Genomic DNA, 21,570 nt, shown 5'->3' with positions numbered 1-21,570 from the left:
AAATCATTTTTTACGTATATTAATTATGATAATTAATTTGTATAGGAGTAAAATAATTGTACAGTTCCATATGACATACCGCAAGGAGTTAAATGTATGAAAAATTCGCAAATTATAAATGAAATTGATCAGCTATTAGAGAACTATTGTGAAGGGTGTTTTGTAAAAAATCAGCTCAGAAAAGAAAAGGGCAAGTCGAAGGCCCACCAGTTTTGTATAAATGAGTGTACGGTAGGAGAAGAGATCAAAGAGGCTGGGAATAAGTTATACGGAAAATAAAAAAAGTCCCACGACCAGTTGCCGCGGGAAGAACCGTTTTACTTCGATTTTATAACGTTTGCAGCCTGAGGTCCACGGTTTCCTTCAACGATTTCAAAAGTGACTTCCTGACCTTCTTCTAAAGCCTTGAAACCTTCGCCTTGAATACCAGTAAAATGGACGAACACATCTTCCCCGTCATTGTACTCGATAAAACCATAACCTTTTTCGTTGTTAAACCATTTTACTTTCCCCTGTTGCATAACTGTTCCTCCCTCAATCCACTAAAAATTCAGTTAAATGGATAAAATAAACTATACATGAAATGCTTGCTATCGTCAATAAAATGTCGAATTATAGCTAACTTTCTATCAATTATATGATGTAAAATAAAAATAAAAAGGCTGTGATTTAGTTGAATCTACATGTAGAACCACTAACTGACTTGAGTATTGCCAAAAATGCGGAAATGCAACCTATCGTCAGGATAGCAGAAAGTTTAGGTCTTTCGGATGAAGCATTGGAGTTGTATGGTAAATTTAAAGCGAAAATTGATTTTACTAAAATCCCTGAGAGAACATCACCTGGAAAGGTAGTTTTAGTGACCGCTATTAGTCCAACATCTGCAGGTGAAGGTAAATCTACTGTAACGGTAGGACTATCAGATGCTTTAAAGCGAATGGGACAATCCGTTGTAGTGGCACTACGAGAACCTTCTTTAGGACCAGTCATGGGAGTAAAGGGAGGAGCAACTGGTGGAGGTTATTCTCAAGTACTCCCGATGGAAGAGATAAATCTACATTTTAATGGTGATCTTCACGCTATAACAACTGCAAATAATGCTCTTTCTGCGTTTATTGATAATCATCTTCACCAAGGCAATGAACTTAATATAGATCCAAGAAGGATTACTTGGAAGCGTGTGCTTGATATGAACGACCGATCTTTGCGCAATATAATCGTCGGACTTGGTGGACCTTCTCATGGTATAACAAGAGAAGATGGATTTGACATCACAGTGGCATCAGAAATAATGGCTGTTTTGTGCTTGGCAAAGAACTTAGAAGATTTAAAAGAAAGACTATCGAGGATAGTTATTGGTTATACATATGAAAACGAACCAGTAAATGTTCGTTCTTTGGGAGTAGAGGGAGCTCTAACACTTTTATTAAAAGAAGCGATTAAGCCAAATCTCGTGCAAACAATCGAAGGAACACCCAGTATTATACATGGCGGTCCCTTTGCGAATATAGCTCATGGTTGTAATTCAATCATTGCTACTAAAACAGCAATGAATTTAGCTGATATTGTCGTAACAGAGGCAGGATTTGGGGCTGATTTAGGTGCCGAGAAGTTTATGCATATTAAATCTAGACAAGCAAATATTATTCCTAGCTCTGTAGTTATTGTAGCAACCGTTCGAGCTTTAAAGTTACAGGGTGGAAAACATAAAAATGACTTGAAGGATGAAGATGTGGAGGCTCTGTTAGAGGGGACCAAAAATCTTATGAAGCATGTAGAGACTATTCGTGCATTTGGAGTAGAACCAGTTGTTGCCTTGAACAAGTTTATAACAGATTCTGAGCAGGAAATACATACACTACTCAATTGGTGTAAAGAAAATAACATTTCCATTGCTTTGACAGACGTTTGGGCGAAGGGAGGCGCTGGAGGAGAAGATTTAGCAAAGTTAGTTTTGAGCGAGCTAGATAAACCTTCTAACTTTTCACCGCTATATGAATTAGCGGATTCGATTGAACAAAAGGTTAGAACAATCGTTCAGAAGGTCTATGGAGGAAAAGAAGTAGTATTTGCAGAGAATGCTTTGAAACAAATCCGTCAAATAGAGGATTATGGATGGGATTCACTTCCTATATGTATGGCAAAAACCCAATACTCACTTTCTGATCAGCCAAAACTAATTGGTAGGCCTACTGACTTTACTATTACAGTGAGAGAAATAATTCCTAAGCTTGGTGCTGGATTTCTTGTCTGTCTCACAGGCGATATAATGACAATGCCCGGATTACCCAAAAAACCTGCTGCATTAAATATGGATGTGGATACTGATGGGCAAGCTATTGGGTTATTTTAAGCTGTTCACTTCTTTCCTTTGAAAAGACTGCACTATAGCAGTCTTTTTTTCTTTTTTTCGTTATAATGAAGTGGACGAATAGTTTAAGGAGTAAATATATATGAAAACAATACAACTATGCGAGAAATTAGTAAAAGAAGTCTATAACAAGTTTGATGCAAGTCATGATTTTTTGCATATCGAAAGAGTACGAAAAAATGCTTTATATATAGCATCTACTGAGGTTGATGTAGACAATGAAATTATAGAGTTAGCAGTGTTGCTACATGATGTGAGCGATCCAAAATATGTTACGACAGAAGGAAAATATATGGAGGAACATATCATTCAGCAGCTTGACCTTTCAAAAGAAACAACAGAACAAGTCAAAAACATTATACAAGCTGTCTCTTTCAACGGTGGGCATGAAATAACTGCAGATACTATCGAAGCTAAAATTGTTCGTGATGCAGATCGTCTAGATGCCATAGGAGCAGTCGGAATTGCAAGAACGTTTGCTTACGGTGGAGCAAAGGGCAGAAAATTATACGATGTGACTGAAACGCCAAGAGACAATATGTCTGCAGAAGATTATCGCTCTAAACAAACAGCCTCCGTTACTCATTTCTATGAAAAGCTACTTAAATTGGCGGACGGTATGCAAACTAGAACAGGTAAAGAACTTGCCAAAGAAAGACATGCCTTTATGGAATTATTTCTAGAAAACTTAAGACAAGAAACAGGGGAATCTATATGAGCCATTTAATCATTTCCAATCTAACGAAAACAGTGGGAGAGAAGACGCTGTTTGAAAATATTTCATTTACGATTAACAATCAAAATCGAGCAGGGTTAATCGGCATCAATGGAACGGGAAAATCTACTTTTTTATCGATTATTGCAGGAGAGCTAGAGGCAGATGCAATTGATCGAGATCATCCAAACAAATTTAGAATCGCCTATTTGGAGCAGCAACCAGTATTTGAAAAAGATGAAACAGTTCTTCAAACTGTATTTAGCGGAGACTCGCCTATTCTTAAGATTAACAGAGAATATGAGGAAGCACTGCTAGCATTAATGGCTAACTCCGATTCAACTGATTTACAAAATAGATTGATGGATTTGCAACAGAAAATGGATGAACTTCAGGCTTGGGATGTCAATGCTTTGGCTAAGACAGCATTAACTAAACTCGGTATTACTCAGTTTGAAGATTCAATTTTACATTTGTCTGGTGGCCAACAAAAAAGAGTGGCACTAGCAAAAGTATTAATAGAACCAGCAGATTTATTGTTATTAGATGAGCCTACTAACCATTTGGATAAAGAATCCACAGACTGGTTGCAGGATATGCTGCAAAGAGTTGAGGGAGCCATTATCTTTGTTACACATGATCGTTACTTTTTAGATGCAGTAGCGACTCATATTTATGAGCTTGCTGATAAAACTCTTTATACTCATACTGGAAACTATGCTAATTACCTTGAATCCAAAGCGATTCGTGAAGAAATGAATGCTGCTTCTCAGCAAAAGCTACAAAATTTATATCGAAACGAGCTAAAATGGATTCGCAGGGGGGCAAAGGCTAGATCCACAAAGCAAAAGGCGAGAAAGGATCGCTTTGAAGAAATCGATGCAAAGCTGGATCGCGACAATTCTGCACTTAATCTTGAGCTTGAAATGGCTACTACAAGGTTAGGTAAACAAGTGTTAGAAGGCAAAAATATTTCTAAACGCTTTGATTCTAAAGTAATTGTAGACGATTTTTCTTTTATCCTACAGGCAGGAGATCGAGTTGGTATTGTAGGCCCTAATGGGGTCGGGAAAAGTACATTGCTAAAAATGCTTGCAGGAGAGGTTCCAATGGACTCTGGAGAAATTGTCGTTGGGTCTACCGTAAAATTAATGCATTTTTCGCAACAGCTTCCAAAACTAAATGAACAAACGAGAATGATTGAATATGTACGTGAATCTTCCAACCTGATAGAAACAGGTTCTGGAGAGAAATTTTCGGCAGCTCAAATGCTTGAACGGTTTCTATTTCCACTAAATACACACGGTACTCAGATAGGCAAACTGTCTGGAGGAGAGAAAAAGCGACTTGTCCTTTTAAAAATGTTAATGGAGCAGCCAAATGTTCTATTCCTGGATGAGCCTACAAATGACCTGGATATTCAAACATTATCTGTATTAGAGGATTTTATGGAATCCTTCCCAGGCGTTATTATTACGATTTCTCATGATCGTTTCTTCTTAGATCGGATTGCCAAAAAGCTTTGGATCCTTAATGGAGATGGTTTAGTTCAAGAGTGGTTAGGGATTTATTCAGATTATTTGGATGATCTTAAAGATGTATCTAAAGTAGCGGTGGAAATAAAAAAGGAAGAAACACCAGTAAAAAGTATAAAGGAAAAGAAAAAGCTATCCTATAAAGAACAACGAGAATGGGAAGGGATAGGTGGCGAGATTGAAAAAACCGAGCAGTTAATAGAAGAGCTCGAGCAAAAACTTTTAACTACTGGTTCTGATTTTACATTGTTACAGCAACTAACTGAACAATTAGACCAAGCGAACGTAGCTTATGAGAAGCTAATTGAAAGATGGTCCTATTTAGAAGAAATTGCTTCTTCATGATTTATAATACTGGAGGTATGAACTTTGAAAATATTAACGATTGAACCAACACCAAGCCCGAATACAATGAAGATAGTCATCGACCAGGAGTTACCCTTTGGTAAAAGTCATAACTATAAGAAGGACAACATAACAGATGCCCCAAAAGAGATTCAAAGTCTCTTTGAAATTGAAGGAGTAAAAGGGGTATATCATGTTGCCGACTTTTTAGCGATTGAACGAATCGCTAAATTTAGCTGGGAATCCATTTTAGCATCAGTTGAAAATGTATTTGGTGGAGAAAACGAAGCAGAAACAGGAGATAAACCATTAGATCATTACGGTGAAGTGTATGTCCATGTACAATCCTTCAAGGGAATTCCTCTGCAGGTAAAGGTATTTGATGGTGAATCAGAATCTAGATTTGGTTTATCTGAACGTTTTACTAAAGCATTAGATGAAGCAATGGAAGGTGACAAAGAAAACTATATCATGCTTCGTAAATGGGTAGATTATGGTGTTCGCTATGGAGAACAAAAGGAAATTGGGGAACAGTTAGTAAAAGAACTGGAAGCCAGCTTTCCAGAAAGTAAACTGCAGCAATTAATAGCTGATAAGGATAAAGCTGAAGAAGATAAAAAACCAATTCGGGTTCCTTTTACTATAGAAGAGTTCGAGGTAAGTGATTGGGAAAAGAGATTCCAGCTTCTTAATAATCTTATCAACCCGGAACTTGAAGATATCCCTGTGCTTGCACGAGCTATTCAGGATGAGCAAGTTTCCATTAGACGACTTGCAACAGTTTACCTTGGCCTTATAGAAGATGAATCCGTTGTACCTTATCTAGAGATGGCGTTAAAGGATAAAAGTTCCTCAGTGCGGCGTACTGCTGGGGATGCAATGAGTGATTTAGGTTTTGAACAATTTGCTGGCGCTATGAAGGAAGCTCTTTTTGACAAAAACAAATTAGTTCGTTGGAGAGCAGCAATGTATTTTTATGAAGTAGGAGATGTGGATGCGTTACCAGCTCTGAAAGAAGCAAAAGACGATAAAGAGTACGAGGTCAAGCTTCAAATTCGTATGGCGATTGCCCGAATTGAAGGTGGGGAAGAGGCGAAAGGTTCCGTCTGGAAACAAATGAGTGAAGCAAGAAAATAATCGGACAATTTTAGGGAGCATTGGAGATATCCTGTGCTTCCTTTTTTGTGATAATAAACTGAAAAGTTTGATACCTGCTGTATAGAAATGTTTTATTTGTACAGATTCGGGTAATTTTTAAGTAATCAATATAATAGCCTCGTCCTGTAAAAATAAAAAAAATATTCCACTATGAGATGTGTAAATTCAGGAAAATGGGTGAATAATATAAATATAATTTAAAGCCGAAGAGAGGGATCAAAATGAGTAAGGATCAAGTTAAGCAAAAAGGAGCCAACTCTAAGGGAAATAGTCATGTTACGTATTATTTTACTATTATTTTTCTAATCGTAGGTACTCTTATAACCTTATATTTACTGACATTTAAAGTAGAAGACATTAACCTTTTCATTGTAGTTTTATCTATTTTAGCTGGTGGACTACCAATGGGATTTATAGGAGCCTTTATCGATTACAAACTCTCGCTAACAAAAGTTAAATACAAGCGTAATTCAACAGTAAAAGAAAGCAGACCTGAACATTAATTATTAATGTGGATCTGCTTTTATCGATTTCGAGAACACAATAAGGGTTTTGGAAATATTTGTAGAAATAAAAATGTATAATAAAATAAAGATGCACCCGAACTTGTGATAAAAGTTCTTTATACATATATCTATTGGAGAAGTATGAAGACGAGGGTAGAGGGACTTTTTAAGATAATCAGTAGTTGTCCTACTAAGGGGGGAGTATAATATGCAGAAAATATTTGTACCATTATTTTTAATAATTGTTTTGGCAGGATGTTCTAATGAAATAGAAATCAAAGAAAAAACCTAAAGAGATTGTTTTAGTAGAAGAAAAAATACAGTTACCTTCATTTGATTCAATTGAAAAGCCAATTCTTTCGCTAAATAATCAAATAGGGTTTGATTCTATTTATGAAGAAATTTGTTGGTTGGATTGTTCTGCAGAAGATAGATTAAATCATCAGTTTAATAACCAAGGACAAGCACAAATTGGGGATGTAATAAGAGTTAAATGGGATAATATGAATCCGGCTCCGAACAAGGTGGAAATTAAAGAATATACGAACGAGTTTCATCAAATTGTCGATACACAAATTATTGCCGATGAGCAGAATGGTTTTTACATAGAAGTTACGGACACTTCTTACAATAAAATATATGAGCTAATTTTTATTTGGGAGGAGAATGAGAAATCTGTTGGAAAGAGTAGATTAGCATTTCCCCTAACAAATTAAACAGAACAATATCAATAAAAAGGAGCTGTGAATTTACCACAGTCTCCTTTCTTAGTTGTTATACAGTTCTACATGTTCATGTCATTCAAGCCTGGACTATGTTCGTTTGGCATTGGTGGTAGTACAGGTACTGGGAAACCTGTTGGTGGTGGGGTTACTTTTAAATCACCTTTGTTTCTACTTGGACTTGCACCTTTAAATATTTCTCCTATTCTTGTTGGGTCCAGTCTAAAGTTAAATTGAGCATTATGATAGCCCAAATCCACAAACTTTTTACACTCAGGATATTTATTAATATCATAATTCGGAATTGGGAAGATTTTTCCCCATTCTACTCCTAAAGTTTCTAATGCTTTTGCAAAAGCATTTTGGTGTGCATTATCTCGAACGATTAAAAATGCCAGCGTTTCACGGAAAGTTTGGTTTGAACTCATCTCATAAATACGTGTTTTTTGAAGTACACCAGTAGACTCTAGTACCACATTATTAAGCAAGTCAGCAATCAGATTTCCATGGGAATATACCCAAGAACCATTCCAAGGGTTACCTGAAGCGTCTACTGGTAGCGATGCCTGAGCACCAATAATATAATGATGTGGGTTCCCATGTTGTACAGGGTCATGTAATGGTGCATGATCAGGTCCGCTGTTTCCAGCCAAATTAGTATCTCCAGAGCCATCGAGAAGTGCATTTATGGTGTTTTGTACAAGCTCGACATGTGCGATTTCTTCTAAAAATACACCTCTTAATAAATCACGGTACTGTTTTTCATTACCTCTAAAATTGGAGCTTTGAAAAAAGTACTGCATCATTGTTCTCATTTCCCCGTAGTGACCGCCTAATATTTCTTGTAGGACACGAGCAGCCGCTGGGTCTGGCTTGTCTGGTTTAATAATATTTATTAACTCTTCTTTATAGTAATACATCTATTTCCCTCACTTCTCTAAATTCTAATGCTATAGATAGCGTGAGCCTTAATAGTGGAATTATGCATTTAATTATTTCTACATAAAAAGACTTAGCTTTAAAACTAAGTCTAGTCAACAACTTTCTGCCTCTTGCTTGAATTGTGATGATTGTTTTAATAGATAATCTAAGGTTTGCATATCAGAGGTAGTGGAGAGCGTATAACTTTGTTTATAACTTTCACACCCTTTCCCTGTTATCACAATCCAGTCATTTGCTTGAGCCATTTTCCATGCATGCTTGATTGCCTCCGTACGATCAGGGATAATAATACACTTTTCATGTGTTCCTAAAAGTTGGAGCTCATTAATCATTTGCTCTGGTGATACATTATTCAAGTCATCAAATGTCAAAATGCATTGATTAGAGTGCCTTAAAGAAATCTCAATCATTTTTGCTCTTTTATTTACGTCTCGATTCCCCCGGAAACCAAAAACATGATATATATTTTTAGCATTTTGAGATTTGACTGTTTCCAAAATATGTTGAAACGCGTTTGCAGTATGGGCGTAATCAATAACAATTGTTGCTCCTGTAGGATGGGAAAATAATTGAAATCGACCAGGTAGACCTTTGAAGTCATTCAGTGCTTCCTCGACAGCTCTTGCATCAATACCTAGTTGTACAGAAGTTGCGAAAGCGACAGAGGCATTCTCAATATTATGTTTACCTTGCATTGTAGTCGCAAGAGAAAATGTCTCTTTAACTTGAGTGGTTTCATCTATAAGACTTGAATCCAGTACTGAATAGGTGGGGAACAGGCCATTAATTTTAATTACCTTTCTACCAATAGACTCTACGTATGTATTTAATCTTTCGCTCCAGTCATTGCCTGAGTAAATAATTGCAGTACCGCTATTTTTTAAAAGCGCAAACAATGATTGTTTTGCTAAATAGTAAGACTCCATATTCTTATGATAATCTAAGTGCTCTTGTTCTATATTTGTGAAAATACAAAAATCAAATTCAAGACCTTCGACTCTTTGTTGAATAAGCCCGTGTGAGGACACTTCCATTATAATGACCTGATCATTACTAGTTGCAACGAGTTCATGAAATGTTAAAGGATCCAATGTAGTGTGAGTGGAAGCTTGTTCTTCATTGTTTAGGATAACGGAAATACTTCCAAACAGGGCACAAGAAAAGCCTTGGTTTTCTAAAATATGCTTAATCATGTAAGAGGTAGTCGTTTTACCATTAGTTCCAGTTATGCCAATAAGGATTTTATCTTTAGTAGGGTTTTGAAAATATTTTTTAGCCAAATATGCCAAGGCTGTCCTAGAATCATTTACTTGAAAGTAAGGAACATTTCTTACTTCCAAACACTTTTCCCCGATGATTGCGACTGCACCATTTTGGATGGCATCTTCAATAAATGAATGACCGTCCATATGGTTGCCAGAAATAGCCACAAACAAAAAACCCTTTTCAACTTTCTTAGAGTTGAAGGCGAGACCACTTACCAAAATATTTTGTGTCATTTGAGTAGCTTTTACGTTTATTGCTGTTAACAATTCATTTAACATCATCATTTTATTTCGCTCCCCATCAAATTAACTTGTGTGTATTACGAGGGAGCTAATCCATCGTAAGATTTAGTTTCAATACATGAAGGTATCTTTTTGTAAATAGCTTTAACAGATATTAGACGTTTATGCTTTTTGTTACCTTGTTTTATTTTTGTTGAAATTTGTCTGAAAAAGTCGATTTTTATGATATTTCTAATATTATCATAGTTAAATTTCTATCTCTAAAAATAAGAGTAGTTTAATGCAAAAATGATACCATTTTCCCTTAAATTTTTAATAGAAAGGGGTCAATTTGACAATTGTTGTTTCTAATGAGAAAAAATATAGTTCAATTGGCAAGTTATCAGTGAGAAATTAGCTGGAGATTAATACTTTAGAAATAACAAAATAAGTCCTTCTGATTTTCAGAAGGACTTATTTTGCGTTATTCAGTATTTTCTTTAACTAAATTCCTTTATTGTCTCGAAGTTCTATAATTGTTCCTTCAGGAGCTTGTAATTTGCATAAGTTACCGTTCTCAACTTGATAAATGAATTCATTGTTTTTCATCAGAAATTTAACTCCTATTTCACGTAGACGAGCCACTTCTGAATTTAAATCATCAACCCATATACAGAAATGAACTAACCCTTGTGAATTTGAGTCTCCATTACTAAGTATTTCATTTAGTTTTCCGGTTTGTAATTCGATATAAAAGTTATTTAATTGTATCCATGTGTTAAAATTTCTGTCATGAAAACCGGATGATTCTTTTACTAATTTAAAACCTAGCCCTTCGGTGTAAAAATTTAACGATTCATAATATGTATTTGTTTGAATGCATAAATGATGTACAAAGCTTTCTCCCACATAATTACCTCATTTCAGTAAATTGATATCCTAATTATTATTTCTATTTAAAAGTTTCTAACTTCCTCAATGATTGAATTTCCCTCAGTAGCTTCAGAATCAAGCCATTTCCATTTTTCATATAATCTAATTCGCCCATCAGGTAAAATTTTAGGAGTAGAAGTGCATTGGCCACCTCTAATTTCATTTTTGTTGTTAACGTGGTTATATCGAAACTCTAAGCAACCGTCGCCCTTTATAACTCCAATCAATGTGCCTTTTACAATTTCCCCACCACTATATGCTGCTGAGATAATATGTCCCTCTTGTTTGTATTCAAAAATAGTTTTTGAAGAAACTTCACCGTTATCTGTATTTTCAATTGAAACAAAGCAACGACCATTGTAATCTATCACTTTTCTCTTCCCCTTTGCCTTATGATGCTTAATAATCATACTATTTTTTATTGAACGGAACTATTGATTATTCGATGATTCGTAATAATAAGGATAAAAATTAATATTAAAAGTTAAATGAAGTGAAAAAATTTAAAAAGAGAAGTAGAATAGGAAATATAAAACCCTTTAAATAATGGGAATATGAACATAAATGAAAGTGGGCGAAACCATGAATGCGTACGATGAATATATGAAGCAAGTAGTTAAACCAATGAGAAGTGAGTTAACAGACGCTGGTTTTAAAGAATTGACTACTCCTGATGAAGTACATAGCCATATGAAGGAGACTGGGGTTTCTTTAATTGTAGTTAACTCAGTTTGTGGATGTGCAGCTGGGCTTGCTAGACCCGCAGTAACAGCAGCCGTTGCGGAGCTAGACAAAAAACCTGAGCATTTAGTAACTGTTTTTGCTGGTCAAGATCAAGAGGCAACTGCAACTATGCGAGATTATTTTAGCGATGTTCCTCCAAGCTCGCCTTCTATTGCTATTTGGAAAGATGGGGAATTGGCTTATTTCATTCCTAGAGAACAAATTGAAAGTAATTCTATGGATACTATTAAAGATCATTTAGCTGGTGTTCTTGCAGATATTATCTAATGGAAAGTATTATTACCACTGCTGGTAGAACAAATATAAGTATGATTCAAACCGCAAAAGAAATAGCATCTCTTTTAAAAATTTCATATGTAGAAAGAAACAAAAAATCTGTTAAAAAAATACAACAAGAGCATCAGGCAAATGTAATGGTTGTGGGGAAGGAGCGGTTAGAGTATTTTCCTTATGGTTCCTTAACCCCTTTTTTCTTTCACCCAAATTCCGCTGCATTCCGAATGAAAAGATTGATCAAGGGAGATAAAGATCCTTTTTTACTCGCAACAGAGCTATCTAAAGGAGATAAATTTCTAGATACTACTGCGGGATTGTGTTCAGATAGTCTAATTGCAGCTTATGCAATAGGAGATACTGGAATAGTGAATGCATTAGAAAAAGATAAAATTATTGCTTACATGGTGCAACAAGGTTTAAAAAAATATAATACTGATTTTTCTATTCTACAACATACAATGCGTCAAATAAGCATCTGTCATGACGACGCTTTAAATTTTTTAAAAAGAGCTGAAGATAATTCATATGATGTAGTTTATATGGATCCAATGTTTGAAGAGGAAATTATTGAATCCACCAACTTTCAATCGTTGAGAGATATAGGGGTACATGGAGGCTTGAGTAATGAGTGGGTGGAACAAGCAACAAGAGTTGCTCGAAAACGAGTAGTTTTAAAAGCTCATTTCCGATCGCCAATGTTCGAAAGCTTTGGTTTTAAGCAAATAACCAGACCCACCTCTAAATTTCACTACGGAGTGATTGAAAAATAAAAAGAGGGGAAGTGACTAATGTCGCTTCCCTCTTTTTTAACAGTTTAAAAATCAGTGCGTGAAGTTTAATGAAGTTAAATAACCTAATAAAAATAAAAATCCAATTCCAATGATTATATCTGTGCTCATAAGAATTTCCTCCTTAGTTTAAAAAACCTACTGATTGTTTACCCTATTTATTGTACAATGAATACAAGGAAGATGAAACCTTTTGTTCTCGATTTCGTATATCTTAATATCCGGTTATACCAAATTTGTACATAATTGAAGGTGAAAAAGATGAAAAAATGGTTCCAAAAGTCGATTATAATTACTGTTGCTTTGCTTACCTTTGGATTAATATCGCCAAACCATGTCATTTGGGAGCAATTATTAGACAATAAAGCTCCGTTGAAATCGGTCACTTCTGAAAGCAATACCCGGGAGTATGACCATGTCAGTCTTCAAGAACCTATTGATTACAGTGAAAGTATTACCATAGCAGCTAAAGAGCAAGCATACATAAAATTTGGGACAAGAATAGGGCCAGTTATACAAAATGAATTTGATGACATTATATTCCCGAGGATTCAAGAAGCTATTGATGCTACAATTATTACTCTAGACAGTGATAAAGCATCTCAACTAGCTATATCAGAGAGACCATCTGGGGAATATCATGAAAAAATATTTAATATTTATGATGACATTACTAAAAAAGACATAATGCGTTTCCACGTTAGAACAGATAAAAAACCGCTTGATGGTTACTACTTTAATTTTCATTATCACCTGGCAGAAGATAAATATACTAAGCATTATGCTCTAGGTGAGATTTTTTGGTCCAAGAATACACCACCTAAATGGCTCTCTTAGATGAGAGCTTTTTTTACGGATGAAAGGAAGTAATAAAATGAAGCAATACTTAGATTTATGTAAACACATTCTTGAATATGGAGTAGAAAAAGGGGATCGAACTGGAACAGGCACGAAGAGCGTTTTTGGTTATCAAATGCGCTTTGACTTATCTGAAGGTTTCCCTTTAATGACTACTAAAAAAACTGCCTTTCGACTTATAGTTAGTGAGCTCTTATGGTTCTTAAAAGGAGATACGAACGTTAAAACGTTGATAGAGGCTAATAATCATATATGGGATGAATGGGCTTTTGAAAAATGGGTGAATAGTGATAAGTACACTGGTCCAGACATGAGCAATTTTGGCGTAAGGGCTTCAAAGGATCCTGAATTCAAGGTAGTGTTGAAAGAGCAAATGAAACTCTTCTGTGATAAAATTCTCTCAGACGAATCTTTTGCGAAAGAGTTTGGCGACCTTGGCCCAGTTTATGGTAGACAATGGCGTTCATGGCCATCTCAAAATGGTGAAACAATTGACCAATTAGAAAACCTAATAGAGGGCATTCAAAACAATCCTGATTCTAGAAGACATATTATTACTGCATGGAACCCTGCAGAGGTGGATGATATGGCATTGCCACCATGCCATAGTTTTATGCAATTTTATGTAGCTAATGGAAAGCTATCCTGTCAGTTGTATCAGCGAAGCGCGGACGTTTTCCTAGGCGTTCCTTTTAATATTGCATCCTACGCTTTACTTGTTCATCTAATAGCTAGGGAATGTAAGTTAGAAGTAGGTGAATTCGTTCATACTCTTGGTGATGCTCATATTTATTCGAATCATTTTGAACAGGTTGAAACTCAGTTAGCAAGATCGCCTCGTCCTTTACCGACATTATTATTAAATGAAGAAAAATCGTCTATTTTTGACTTTGAAATCGAAGATATTACTATAGAAGGCTATGACCCACATCCAAAAATCAAGGCACCAATTGCTGTTTAGAGGAGAGAAGAATAATGATATCACTTATCGTAGCACATGATCCAAATCGTGTAATTGGCTATAACAAAGATTTACCATGGCATATACCAGGTGATTTGGCTTATTTCAAAGAGAAAACAATGAATAAAGCAATGGTTATGGGTAGAAACACATACGAGTCGATTGGAAGAGTATTACCAGGGAGAAAGAGTATCATTGTTACTAGAAATCCTTCATACAGAGTCGAGGGAGCAGATGTAGTAGGTAATTTGACTGATGCTGTTGAATTAGCGAAAGCTCATCATCACGAAGTAATGGTTATCGGGGGAGAACAAATATTTAGAGCAATCTTGCCAAAAGCAGATAGATTATATATTACATTTATTCAACAAACGTTTACAGGAGATACTTTTTTTCCGCCTTATAGTTATGATGAGTGGGTTCTTACGGAAAAGTCAGAAGAAATGACGACTCCTGATGGAATAACCTATGTATATTTGGTTTATGATAGAAAGGTTAGTGAATAAGTTGTTTTCTTCTTTAAGGACATTTGGATTTTTATTTGGTTATTTACCATTTAGTCTTCCAAAATTAAACAAGATTAAATCTCTAAAAAATGAGATTTCAGTAGAGGAATACGATCAATTAATTCATGAGGTGCCTCAAAAATGGGCAGGCGGTATTCTTAAAAGAACAAAAAGTGAATTTATTGTAGAGGGATTAGAAAACCTCCCCCAGGGAGCTGTGTTGTTTATAAGCAACCATGAAGGAAACTTTGATATACCGACCCTGTTAACTCATATACCTAAACCATTTGGATTTATCTCAAAAATAGAGGTAAAAAAAATTCCCTTGATTTCTAAATGGATGGAGGAAATGAATTGTGTATTTTTGGATCGGTCTAATAGAAAAAGCAGTTATCGTTCGATACAAGATACTGTGTCACAATTGCAACAAGGACATTCTATTTTGATGTTTCCAGAGGGTACACGAAGCAAAGGACAAGGCATTGGTACATTCAAATCAGGATTCATGCGTATTGCCAAAGAGGCAAACGTGCCGATTGTTCCAATAGCCATACACGGAACCTCAAATATTATGGAGAAAAATAATAACAAAATTTGCCCAGCTCACGTTCAAATTAGTATACTTCCTTCATATAGTAAAGAGATGATTCAAGAAAATGATTCAAAACAAACTATGGAAGACCTACATACAGTTATCTCAAATAAAATTATTGAGCTCCAAAGTAGACACAAATAGTTTACAGATTGGCGTCTTTCTTCTTATAATAGTACTATAGAGGAAGGAAGGGATACACAGTGCCTAAGGTTCATATAGTTACAGACTCGACAGCAGACCTAACAAAAGAGATAATTGAAAAATATAATATACATGTTGTACCTTTAACAATCCAGATTGATGGAGAGTCATACATTGACGGTGTTAACTTACAGCCAGAAGAATTTTTACATAAAATGAGCTCTTCAAAAGATCTTCCAAAGTCCTCCCAACCAGCAGTAGGTGTTTTTAAAGAACTTTATGACAGGCTTGGTAAAAATGGAGATCAAGTTATTTCTATTCATATGACCGGAGGCATGAGTGGTACGGTTAAATCGGCACAGAATGCAGCTGATTTAACGGATTCTGATGTTACAGTTATTGATTCAAAGTTTATTTCTTTTGCCCTATACTTCCAAGTAGAAGAAGCAGCAAAGATGGCGGCAAACGGTTCAACAAAAGAGGCTATTATTGAAAAGGTTTTTGATATTCGATCTAAAACCGATTTATATGTGGTTGTAGATACTTTGGATAATTTAGTTAAAGGTGGACGTATTGGCAAAGGGAAAGCAATGATTGGATCATTACTTTCTATTAAGCCAATTGCTAGCCTTGCAGACGGGGTTTATACTCCTGTAGCAAAAGCTAGAAGTCATAAGCAAGTAGTCAACTATTTGTTTAAACAGTATTTGGAAGACACTAAAGGTAAAATCGTAAAAGCAGTTGGAATATCTCATGCCCATGGGTTATCTATGGCCACACCTTTAATGGAATTAATTAAAGACTCTGGTTTTAAAGATATTCAAGTTTCCTTTACTTCTCCAGTGATTAGTACACATACTGGTCCCGGTGCTATTGGTTTTATGTATATGACAGAATAATGCTAAAAGCAGGGAGGCTCAATATTTCCCTGCTTTTATTTATAGATTTTGTGAAGTTTGCCTAGGACATTAAGTTTTCGTACAGTTAAATAGCAAGGGCGTACTTCAAAAAATAATAAAGGTATTTTTTATCCAGATTATTAATGGGTATAAAAAAGGGGTTAGATATGAAATATAAGTATTTAATAATTCTTGTTTTTGTTTTTCTTTTATCAAGTTGTGCTCCAGAAAAAATACAAGAAGTAAGCTTTTCTGAAAAGGAGACAATCTTATTTGAAGAATATATAATTCCACCTGAATTCTTTCCAAGAACTCTAGAGTTGGTTGGGCTTGGAGATTCTCTAACTCAAGGGGTGGGAGACGAATTAAAAAGAAATGGTTATGTAGGAAGGCTAAAAAATCAAATATTAGAATACAAAGGAATAGAAGATGTTGTCTTAACCAATACTGCTAAAAGAGGAAGACGTAGTGACCAACTCTTAAAATTGTTAAGAGATGGTGAAATCGACCATCAAATTCGAAAAGCAGATTTAATAACAATTACCATTGGTGGTAACGATGTTATGAAGGTATTTAAAAAGGACCTTTTTAATCTTCAAATTGAGGCTTTTGAAAAGGAACTTCAACGTTTCGAAAGAAATTATGATGATATCCTTGAAGAAATTCGAGAGGTTAATAGCAGTGCTCCAATACTTATGATAGGAATTTATAACCCTATTACCATTGTTACAGATGAAACGAGTGAGGTAGACCAAATTATCACTGATTGGAATGACACCATTGAATCACTCTCATATAGTAATACGAATGCATGTTTTGCACCGATTGATACTTTGTTTGATTCTAATGCAAACTTAGTTTATCATACCGACTTCTTCCATCCTAATAGCAAGGGATATGAGTTAATAGTCGAGAATGTAGTAAATTCTTTAGAAAATTGTGGTTTGATAGATGAGCAAAGTAGGGAATTGTTCTTTTGAGGAGTTGGTTAGATGAATAAGTGGAAGATTGCCTTTTTTTTATTGTTATTAGTTATTGTAGGAAGTATTGGTACGTTATTATATTGGATAACAGCTCCAGCAGAATCTGTAGAGGTAAAAAGCGCTGAGGAGGCTAATCCCTCTGGGCATGTATTAACTGTAAATGCCTCTAAGGAGGATTTTCAGGGCATTGCAAACACATTTATAGCGAAAGCAATGGATAATAAACCTATACCCCTTCAATTGAGTGTAGATGATCAAATTATTTTAAGCTCGGAGTTAACTATATTTTCACTAACTCTCCCAGTTAAAATGTATTTCGAACCTTTTGTAGAGGAGAATGGCAATATTCGTCTCGAGCAATCTTCTGTAGAAGTCGGTCAGCTTCAATTACCACCAGAAACTGTGTTAAAGTTATTAAGAGATTCCATTGATCTTCCACGCTGGATGGTAGTTAAGCCTGACGAGGAGGAAGTATTAATTCAATTAGCTAGCATTCCAATGGCTTCCGGAGTCAATGTCCGAGCTAAAGAATTAAATCTTCAGGAAGATAAAATTGTTTTAGAAATAATAGTTCCATCGAAATGAGGGATATATAATGGAAAAAGCAACATTTGCAGGAGGATGCTTTTGGTGCATGGTAAAACCGTTTGATTCGTATGACGGCATTGAAAAAGTAGTTTCTGGATACACGGGTGGGACTGTACCAAATCCAACTTATGAACAGGTCTGCTCAAATGCTACAGGACACTATGAAGCTATTCAAATAACATTTGAACCAAGCAAGTTCTCTTATGATCAATTACTTGAAATATTTTGGTTAAATATCGACCCGACAGACGAAGAAGGACAATTTTTTGATAAAGGGTCGTCCTATCAAACGGCTATTTTTTACCATACTGAGGAGCAACGAGAGAAAGCAGAGCAGTCGAAAGAAGCACTTGATGCTTCTGGAAGGTTCCCAAAGAAAATAGCTACAAAAATTTTGCCTGCCTCAGAATTTTATGAAGCAGAGGAATATCATCAGGATTACTATAAAAAGAATCCGACACATTATAACCGTTACTTTGTTGGATCAGGAAGAGCGGCGTTCGTAGAGAACAATAGGAGGCTACAAAATGAAGGATAAACTAACTGAAATGCAATATTATGTTACACAACAAAATGGAACAGAGCCACCCTTTCAAGGAGAATATGATAAGCATTTTGAAGAGGGAATCTATGTAGATGTTGTTTCTGGAAAACCATTATTCCATTCTAAGGATAAATATGATGCGGGATGTGGATGGCCAAGCTTTACTAGACCCATAGAAGCACATGAAGTGATAGAGCACTTTGATGATTCTCATGGCATGAGAAGGGTAGAAGTAAGAAGTAAAACAGCTAACTCTCATTTAGGACATGTTTTTCCTGATGGTCCTAAGGAAGAAACAGGTTTACGATACTGTATAAATTCCGCTGCTATGCGTTTTGTTCCAAAAGCCAAGCTAGAAGAAGAAGGCTATGGAGAATTTTTAAAATTATTTTAAGAACACAAAAGCATGGAATTAATTTTCCATGCTTTTTTATTATGCTTTAAGAAATTATATACTGAATTCACTAATTGTAGATAGGTTTCTGAGATTAAGTAAAGTATGGGGAAACGAGTGTGAATTCCCAAATGAAAGTTTGGGAGTACATTAAAAGGCCACAAAATTAAAAACGCTGAGCCTTTAGAGTGGAAGGCAAGGCTGGTGCAGTAACCAGAGTAGGATTAATCTCCCATGAGTGCTACTCGTATAGAGTGCGACAGTCTGTGATGCACAGTAGTCGATGGAGTCAGACTAACGGACGGGCTCTATGGCCCATAGTTCATCGACTTCTTCGCCTGCCATACTAATCTATACCCACTCTGCAACAATTTCATCCTCTGTGGTGCAGCTTTTTGGGTCTGCATGGATGGCTAACAGGTGCTTAGTAAAATTTGATCATTATTTCGATGATCTATTTTTATGTCCAAAACATTAAATTGATCCCAGAAATGCATTGTGAAATGTTACACTTAAACTATAGCGGCAGGATAGTTGAAGCGTGTTGTTTAAATTGTGTTTAACAATCGGGCATTTTGAGATTGACAAGAAAACAGAATGAGTGACGCAAGGAATAAATGTTATTTACACTTTGCTGAGGGGGTACTTATGAAAATTCACTATTATTTAGGTTGGTTTGACAATTTTTTTCCAGAGAATCTGGGTAGGGTGTTACAGGAGGATATAACTGATAGAAAATCGCTAGCTATGATTAGCTCGAATCCATCTATTTATGAAGATGATGGTGCTAGTGAACGCTCGTGGCTCGATCAGGCTGGCATTATGTTTGATGAGTATCATTTAATTAATTTCCGCGTACAGAAGGAAGAAGCCCAAACGATAATTCAAAATGCTTCCGTCATTTTCTTGTTGGGTGGCAATATTCTTAATCAAAATGGTTTTTTGATGGAATATGAATTATCGGATTCGATTAAAAAAAGCAGCGCCGTTGTGATGGGAGCCAGCGCTGGAGCAATCAACATGTCCGCTAAATGGTTATGCTCGAAAAACTTTGGAGATGAAGTTGAAATGAGCTCTGTTTACGACGGAATCGGTCTTGACAATTTTTCCGTCCTGTCTCATTTTGATCTTGAAAATAACATGGCACTGGTTCAAAGAGAACTATCTCCCCTATCGGAAGAAATAAATATTTATGCGTCGAACAAAGATTGCGCTATACGTGTAAAAGGAGACAAAATCGACGTTTTTGGCAATGTTTATTTAATTTCCAACTCAAAGATTCAGAAATTGGATGAGACGCTCTAGTTGTAGCGAATCGCTAATGGCTTAATTGAAAGAATTTCTTTATGCACCGTCTCTAATTTAAATTAAGTGAAGGAGAACTGGCGCGATTGTTGAATATGCGTTTATTTTTTCTACTTAAACTAACAGGTGCGTTAGCAAAATATGGCCATCTTTTCGATGGTCTATTTTTATGTCCAAAACATTAAGTTGATCCCAGATATGCAATGTGAAATGTTACACGTTAAACTAACGGTGCATTTTATTTGAACAAGGAATTTGTTAGCTCACGTATCAACGCTTTTGTCAGACATATACCGTTGACACATTAAATGGAACTTTTTAACACGAAATTCGACTTATTAAATGAAGGGGGGTTCAGATGAGATTTACAAAGAATTTATTTGTTTCATTAACAATGATTTTATTTGTTATTACAGGGTGTTCTAGTGGAATAGAAAACGAAGGACAAAGTATAGAAGTTCAAAAGCGTATTGGTGATGAAAATAAATATGAAGACTTCAAAGAAATTACTGATAATAAGAAAGTTCAAAAGGTAAAAGGTATATTAGATAAAGCTGATTGGGAAAACGCCAAAGTGGATATGGTGCGTCCTGCTGATTACAGGTTTGGATTTCAATTTAAAAATCCTGAAATAGAGGCAAAAGCAGTGTTATATGAAATTTGGATAAGTCCAAATATAGATAAAGTGGAAGTTGTAAAAGGTGATAATGAGTATGTTCAACTAAACGAAGAAAATTCTACTGTTTTATTTGAAATATTAACAGGAGAAAGACTTTTTGATTTGTGATTGGATAATTCAGAGATTTAAAAAGAACTTGAAGAAAATTTTAAACTTTAATCCTTCTTCAATAAACGTCGTGCTTTACTTCAAGAAGGGGTAAAGCCTTTTTTCTTATTGGACTAACGCGGTAGGATAATAAAACAACAGAAAATTCAAAAAATATAATGGAGGTTATTAGCTTTGCAAAAATGCGAGAAATGCAATACACATTTTAGTTGGAGTAAAATCTATGAATCCTTCTGGCTAAATTATAAACCTATTAATTGTAACGAATGCGATACAACACATAAGATAACAACACCAAGCAGGTTAATTTTTGTTTCTTTAACTATTCTTCCAATGCTCACCTTCGGTTATTTTCTGTCTCCTTTTAGCAATGGTCTTTTGACACTTGGCATAGCTATTTTTATTTTAATAATTGGTTCTTTGTTGGCACCTTTTCTTGTTACATATAAAGGGTCTTTGTGAAATAATGTACTTAAACTAACAGGTG

General features: G+C 35.4%; 27 protein-coding genes. 22 read left to right on the top strand and 5 right to left on the bottom strand.

What is annotated here, in order from left to right; genetic code table 11:
- Window positions 1-96 precede the first annotated feature (96 nt).
- The gene (locus D0S48_RS03130) at window positions 97-279 is read left to right on the top strand and encodes a zinc-finger domain-containing protein (protein ID WP_144536696.1); all 183 of its coding nucleotides are present in this window, start codon (window positions 97-99) and stop codon (window positions 277-279) included.
- Window positions 280-317: 38 nt separating this feature from the next.
- On the opposite strand, the gene D0S48_RS03125 is transcribed toward D0S48_RS03130, so the two are convergent.
- Window positions 318-521, bottom strand: coding sequence for a cold-shock protein (locus D0S48_RS03125; protein ID WP_144536694.1), 204 nt, complete (start codon window positions 519-521; stop codon window positions 318-320).
- Between the two features lie 152 nt (window positions 522-673).
- Here D0S48_RS03125 and D0S48_RS03120 point away from each other — a divergent pair, with 152 nt between their 5' ends.
- From D0S48_RS03120 to D0S48_RS03095, 7 genes are all read left to right on the top strand, one after another.
- Window positions 674-2,353 carry a formate--tetrahydrofolate ligase gene (locus tag D0S48_RS03120; protein WP_225321677.1) on the top strand — a complete coding sequence of 560 codons (1,680 nt, stop codon included), beginning with the start codon at window positions 674-676 and terminating at the stop codon, window positions 2,351-2,353.
- A 100-nt stretch (window positions 2,354-2,453) separates the two neighbouring features.
- Window positions 2,454-3,089 carry an HD domain-containing protein gene (locus D0S48_RS03115; RefSeq protein ID WP_144536692.1) on the top strand — a complete coding sequence of 212 codons (636 nt, stop codon included), beginning with the start codon at window positions 2,454-2,456 and terminating at the stop codon, window positions 3,087-3,089.
- The gene (locus D0S48_RS03110) at window positions 3,086-4,966 is read left to right on the top strand and encodes an ABC-F family ATP-binding cassette domain-containing protein (protein ID WP_151110040.1); all 1,881 of its coding nucleotides are present in this window, start codon (window positions 3,086-3,088) and stop codon (window positions 4,964-4,966) included. Before D0S48_RS03115 ends, D0S48_RS03110 begins: the two co-directional genes overlap by 4 nt.
- Window positions 4,967-4,990: 24 nt before the next feature.
- The gene (locus D0S48_RS03105; protein WP_151110038.1) at window positions 4,991-6,103 is read left to right on the top strand and encodes a conserved virulence factor C family protein; all 1,113 of its coding nucleotides are present in this window, start codon (window positions 4,991-4,993) and stop codon (window positions 6,101-6,103) included.
- A gap of 242 nt (window positions 6,104-6,345) precedes the next feature.
- Window positions 6,346-6,627, top strand: a complete 282-nt coding sequence (locus D0S48_RS03100) for a hypothetical protein (RefSeq protein ID WP_144536686.1) — start codon at window positions 6,346-6,348, stop codon at window positions 6,625-6,627.
- Window positions 6,628-6,838: 211 nt separating this feature from the next.
- Window positions 6,839-6,922 carry a lipoprotein gene (locus tag D0S48_RS21275; protein ID WP_191963909.1) on the top strand — a complete coding sequence of 28 codons (84 nt, stop codon included), beginning with the start codon at window positions 6,839-6,841 and terminating at the stop codon, window positions 6,920-6,922.
- A gap of 118 nt (window positions 6,923-7,040) precedes the next feature.
- Window positions 7,041-7,346, top strand: coding sequence for a hypothetical protein (locus D0S48_RS03095; protein ID WP_151110036.1), 306 nt, complete (start codon window positions 7,041-7,043; stop codon window positions 7,344-7,346).
- Between the two features lie 68 nt (window positions 7,347-7,414).
- Here the strand turns inward: D0S48_RS03095 and D0S48_RS03090 are convergent, their stop codons facing one another.
- The 4 genes from D0S48_RS03090 to D0S48_RS03075 form a co-directional block, all read right to left on the bottom strand.
- Window positions 7,415-8,272, bottom strand: a complete 858-nt coding sequence (locus D0S48_RS03090) for a manganese catalase family protein (protein ID WP_151110034.1) — start codon at window positions 8,270-8,272, stop codon at window positions 7,415-7,417.
- 114 nt (window positions 8,273-8,386) lie between these two features.
- The gene (locus D0S48_RS03085; RefSeq protein ID WP_151110032.1) at window positions 8,387-9,844 is read right to left on the bottom strand and encodes a UDP-N-acetylmuramoyl-L-alanyl-D-glutamate--2,6-diaminopimelate ligase; all 1,458 of its coding nucleotides are present in this window, start codon (window positions 9,842-9,844) and stop codon (window positions 8,387-8,389) included.
- Window positions 9,845-10,285: 441 nt separating this feature from the next.
- Window positions 10,286-10,690: a VOC family protein gene (locus tag D0S48_RS03080; RefSeq protein WP_151110030.1), complete on the bottom strand. Its 405-nt coding sequence runs from the start codon at window positions 10,688-10,690 to the stop codon at window positions 10,286-10,288.
- Between the two features lie 47 nt (window positions 10,691-10,737).
- A complete protein-coding gene (locus tag D0S48_RS03075; RefSeq protein WP_191963859.1) occupies window positions 10,738-11,085 on the bottom strand; it encodes an avidin-fold protein in 348 nt (115 codons plus the stop codon).
- A 211-nt stretch (window positions 11,086-11,296) separates the two neighbouring features.
- Here D0S48_RS03075 and D0S48_RS03070 point away from each other — a divergent pair, with 211 nt between their 5' ends.
- The 14 genes from D0S48_RS03070 (at window position 11,297) to D0S48_RS21270 (ending at window position 21,545) form a co-directional block, all read left to right on the top strand.
- Window positions 11,297-11,725: a BrxA/BrxB family bacilliredoxin gene (locus tag D0S48_RS03070; RefSeq protein ID WP_144536676.1), complete on the top strand. Its 429-nt coding sequence runs from the start codon at window positions 11,297-11,299 to the stop codon at window positions 11,723-11,725.
- Complete coding sequence (locus tag D0S48_RS03065; RefSeq protein ID WP_151110028.1) at window positions 11,725-12,504, top strand: class I SAM-dependent methyltransferase; 780 nt, start codon at window positions 11,725-11,727, stop codon at window positions 12,502-12,504. The genes D0S48_RS03070 and D0S48_RS03065 overlap by 1 nt, the downstream gene beginning before the upstream one ends.
- A gap of 279 nt (window positions 12,505-12,783) precedes the next feature.
- Complete coding sequence (locus tag D0S48_RS03060; RefSeq protein WP_151110026.1) at window positions 12,784-13,359, top strand: YpjP family protein; 576 nt, start codon at window positions 12,784-12,786, stop codon at window positions 13,357-13,359.
- 37 nt (window positions 13,360-13,396) lie between these two features.
- The gene (locus D0S48_RS03055; protein ID WP_151110024.1) at window positions 13,397-14,341 is read left to right on the top strand and encodes a thymidylate synthase; all 945 of its coding nucleotides are present in this window, start codon (window positions 13,397-13,399) and stop codon (window positions 14,339-14,341) included.
- 14 nt (window positions 14,342-14,355) lie between these two features.
- The gene (locus tag D0S48_RS03050; RefSeq protein WP_151110022.1) at window positions 14,356-14,847 is read left to right on the top strand and encodes a dihydrofolate reductase; all 492 of its coding nucleotides are present in this window, start codon (window positions 14,356-14,358) and stop codon (window positions 14,845-14,847) included.
- A complete protein-coding gene (locus D0S48_RS03045) occupies window positions 14,810-15,583 on the top strand; it encodes a lysophospholipid acyltransferase family protein (protein ID WP_225321676.1) in 774 nt (257 codons plus the stop codon). The genes D0S48_RS03050 and D0S48_RS03045 overlap by 38 nt, the downstream gene beginning before the upstream one ends.
- Before the next feature lie 59 nt (window positions 15,584-15,642).
- The gene (locus D0S48_RS03040; protein WP_151110020.1) at window positions 15,643-16,482 is read left to right on the top strand and encodes a DegV family protein; all 840 of its coding nucleotides are present in this window, start codon (window positions 15,643-15,645) and stop codon (window positions 16,480-16,482) included.
- Window positions 16,483-16,649: 167 nt separating this feature from the next.
- Window positions 16,650-17,462: a GDSL-type esterase/lipase family protein gene (locus D0S48_RS03035; protein ID WP_151110018.1), complete on the top strand. Its 813-nt coding sequence runs from the start codon at window positions 16,650-16,652 to the stop codon at window positions 17,460-17,462.
- 12 nt (window positions 17,463-17,474) lie between these two features.
- Window positions 17,475-18,050 (top strand): YpmS family protein, encoded by a 576-nt coding sequence (locus tag D0S48_RS03030; RefSeq protein WP_151110016.1) that lies wholly within the window; start codon window positions 17,475-17,477, stop codon window positions 18,048-18,050.
- A gap of 10 nt (window positions 18,051-18,060) precedes the next feature.
- Window positions 18,061-18,591 carry a peptide-methionine (S)-S-oxide reductase MsrA gene (gene msrA, locus D0S48_RS03025; RefSeq protein WP_144536657.1) on the top strand — a complete coding sequence of 177 codons (531 nt, stop codon included), beginning with the start codon at window positions 18,061-18,063 and terminating at the stop codon, window positions 18,589-18,591.
- Window positions 18,581-18,991 carry a peptide-methionine (R)-S-oxide reductase MsrB gene (gene msrB, locus D0S48_RS03020; RefSeq protein ID WP_144536655.1) on the top strand — a complete coding sequence of 137 codons (411 nt, stop codon included), beginning with the start codon at window positions 18,581-18,583 and terminating at the stop codon, window positions 18,989-18,991. The genes msrA and msrB overlap by 11 nt, the downstream gene beginning before the upstream one ends.
- Window positions 18,992-19,639: 648 nt before the next feature.
- Window positions 19,640-20,296: a Type 1 glutamine amidotransferase-like domain-containing protein gene (locus D0S48_RS03015; protein ID WP_151110014.1), complete on the top strand. Its 657-nt coding sequence runs from the start codon at window positions 19,640-19,642 to the stop codon at window positions 20,294-20,296.
- Between the two features lie 358 nt (window positions 20,297-20,654).
- On the top strand, window positions 20,655-21,083 hold the full coding sequence (locus tag D0S48_RS03010) for a YhfM domain-containing protein (protein ID WP_151110012.1): 429 nt from the start codon (window positions 20,655-20,657) through the stop codon (window positions 21,081-21,083).
- A gap of 174 nt (window positions 21,084-21,257) precedes the next feature.
- Window positions 21,258-21,545 carry a TIGR04104 family putative zinc finger protein gene (locus D0S48_RS21270; RefSeq protein ID WP_151110010.1) on the top strand — a complete coding sequence of 96 codons (288 nt, stop codon included), beginning with the start codon at window positions 21,258-21,260 and terminating at the stop codon, window positions 21,543-21,545.
- Window positions 21,546-21,570: the final 25 nt, after the last annotated feature.

It is taken from the genome of Psychrobacillus sp. AK 1817, from assembly GCF_008807035.1.
Taxonomy (GTDB): domain Bacteria; phylum Bacillota; class Bacilli; order Bacillales_A; family Planococcaceae; genus Psychrobacillus; species Psychrobacillus faecigallinarum.
The sequence above is the reverse complement of the archived record's forward strand: the minus strand, read 5'-3'. Positions and strand labels throughout refer to the sequence as shown.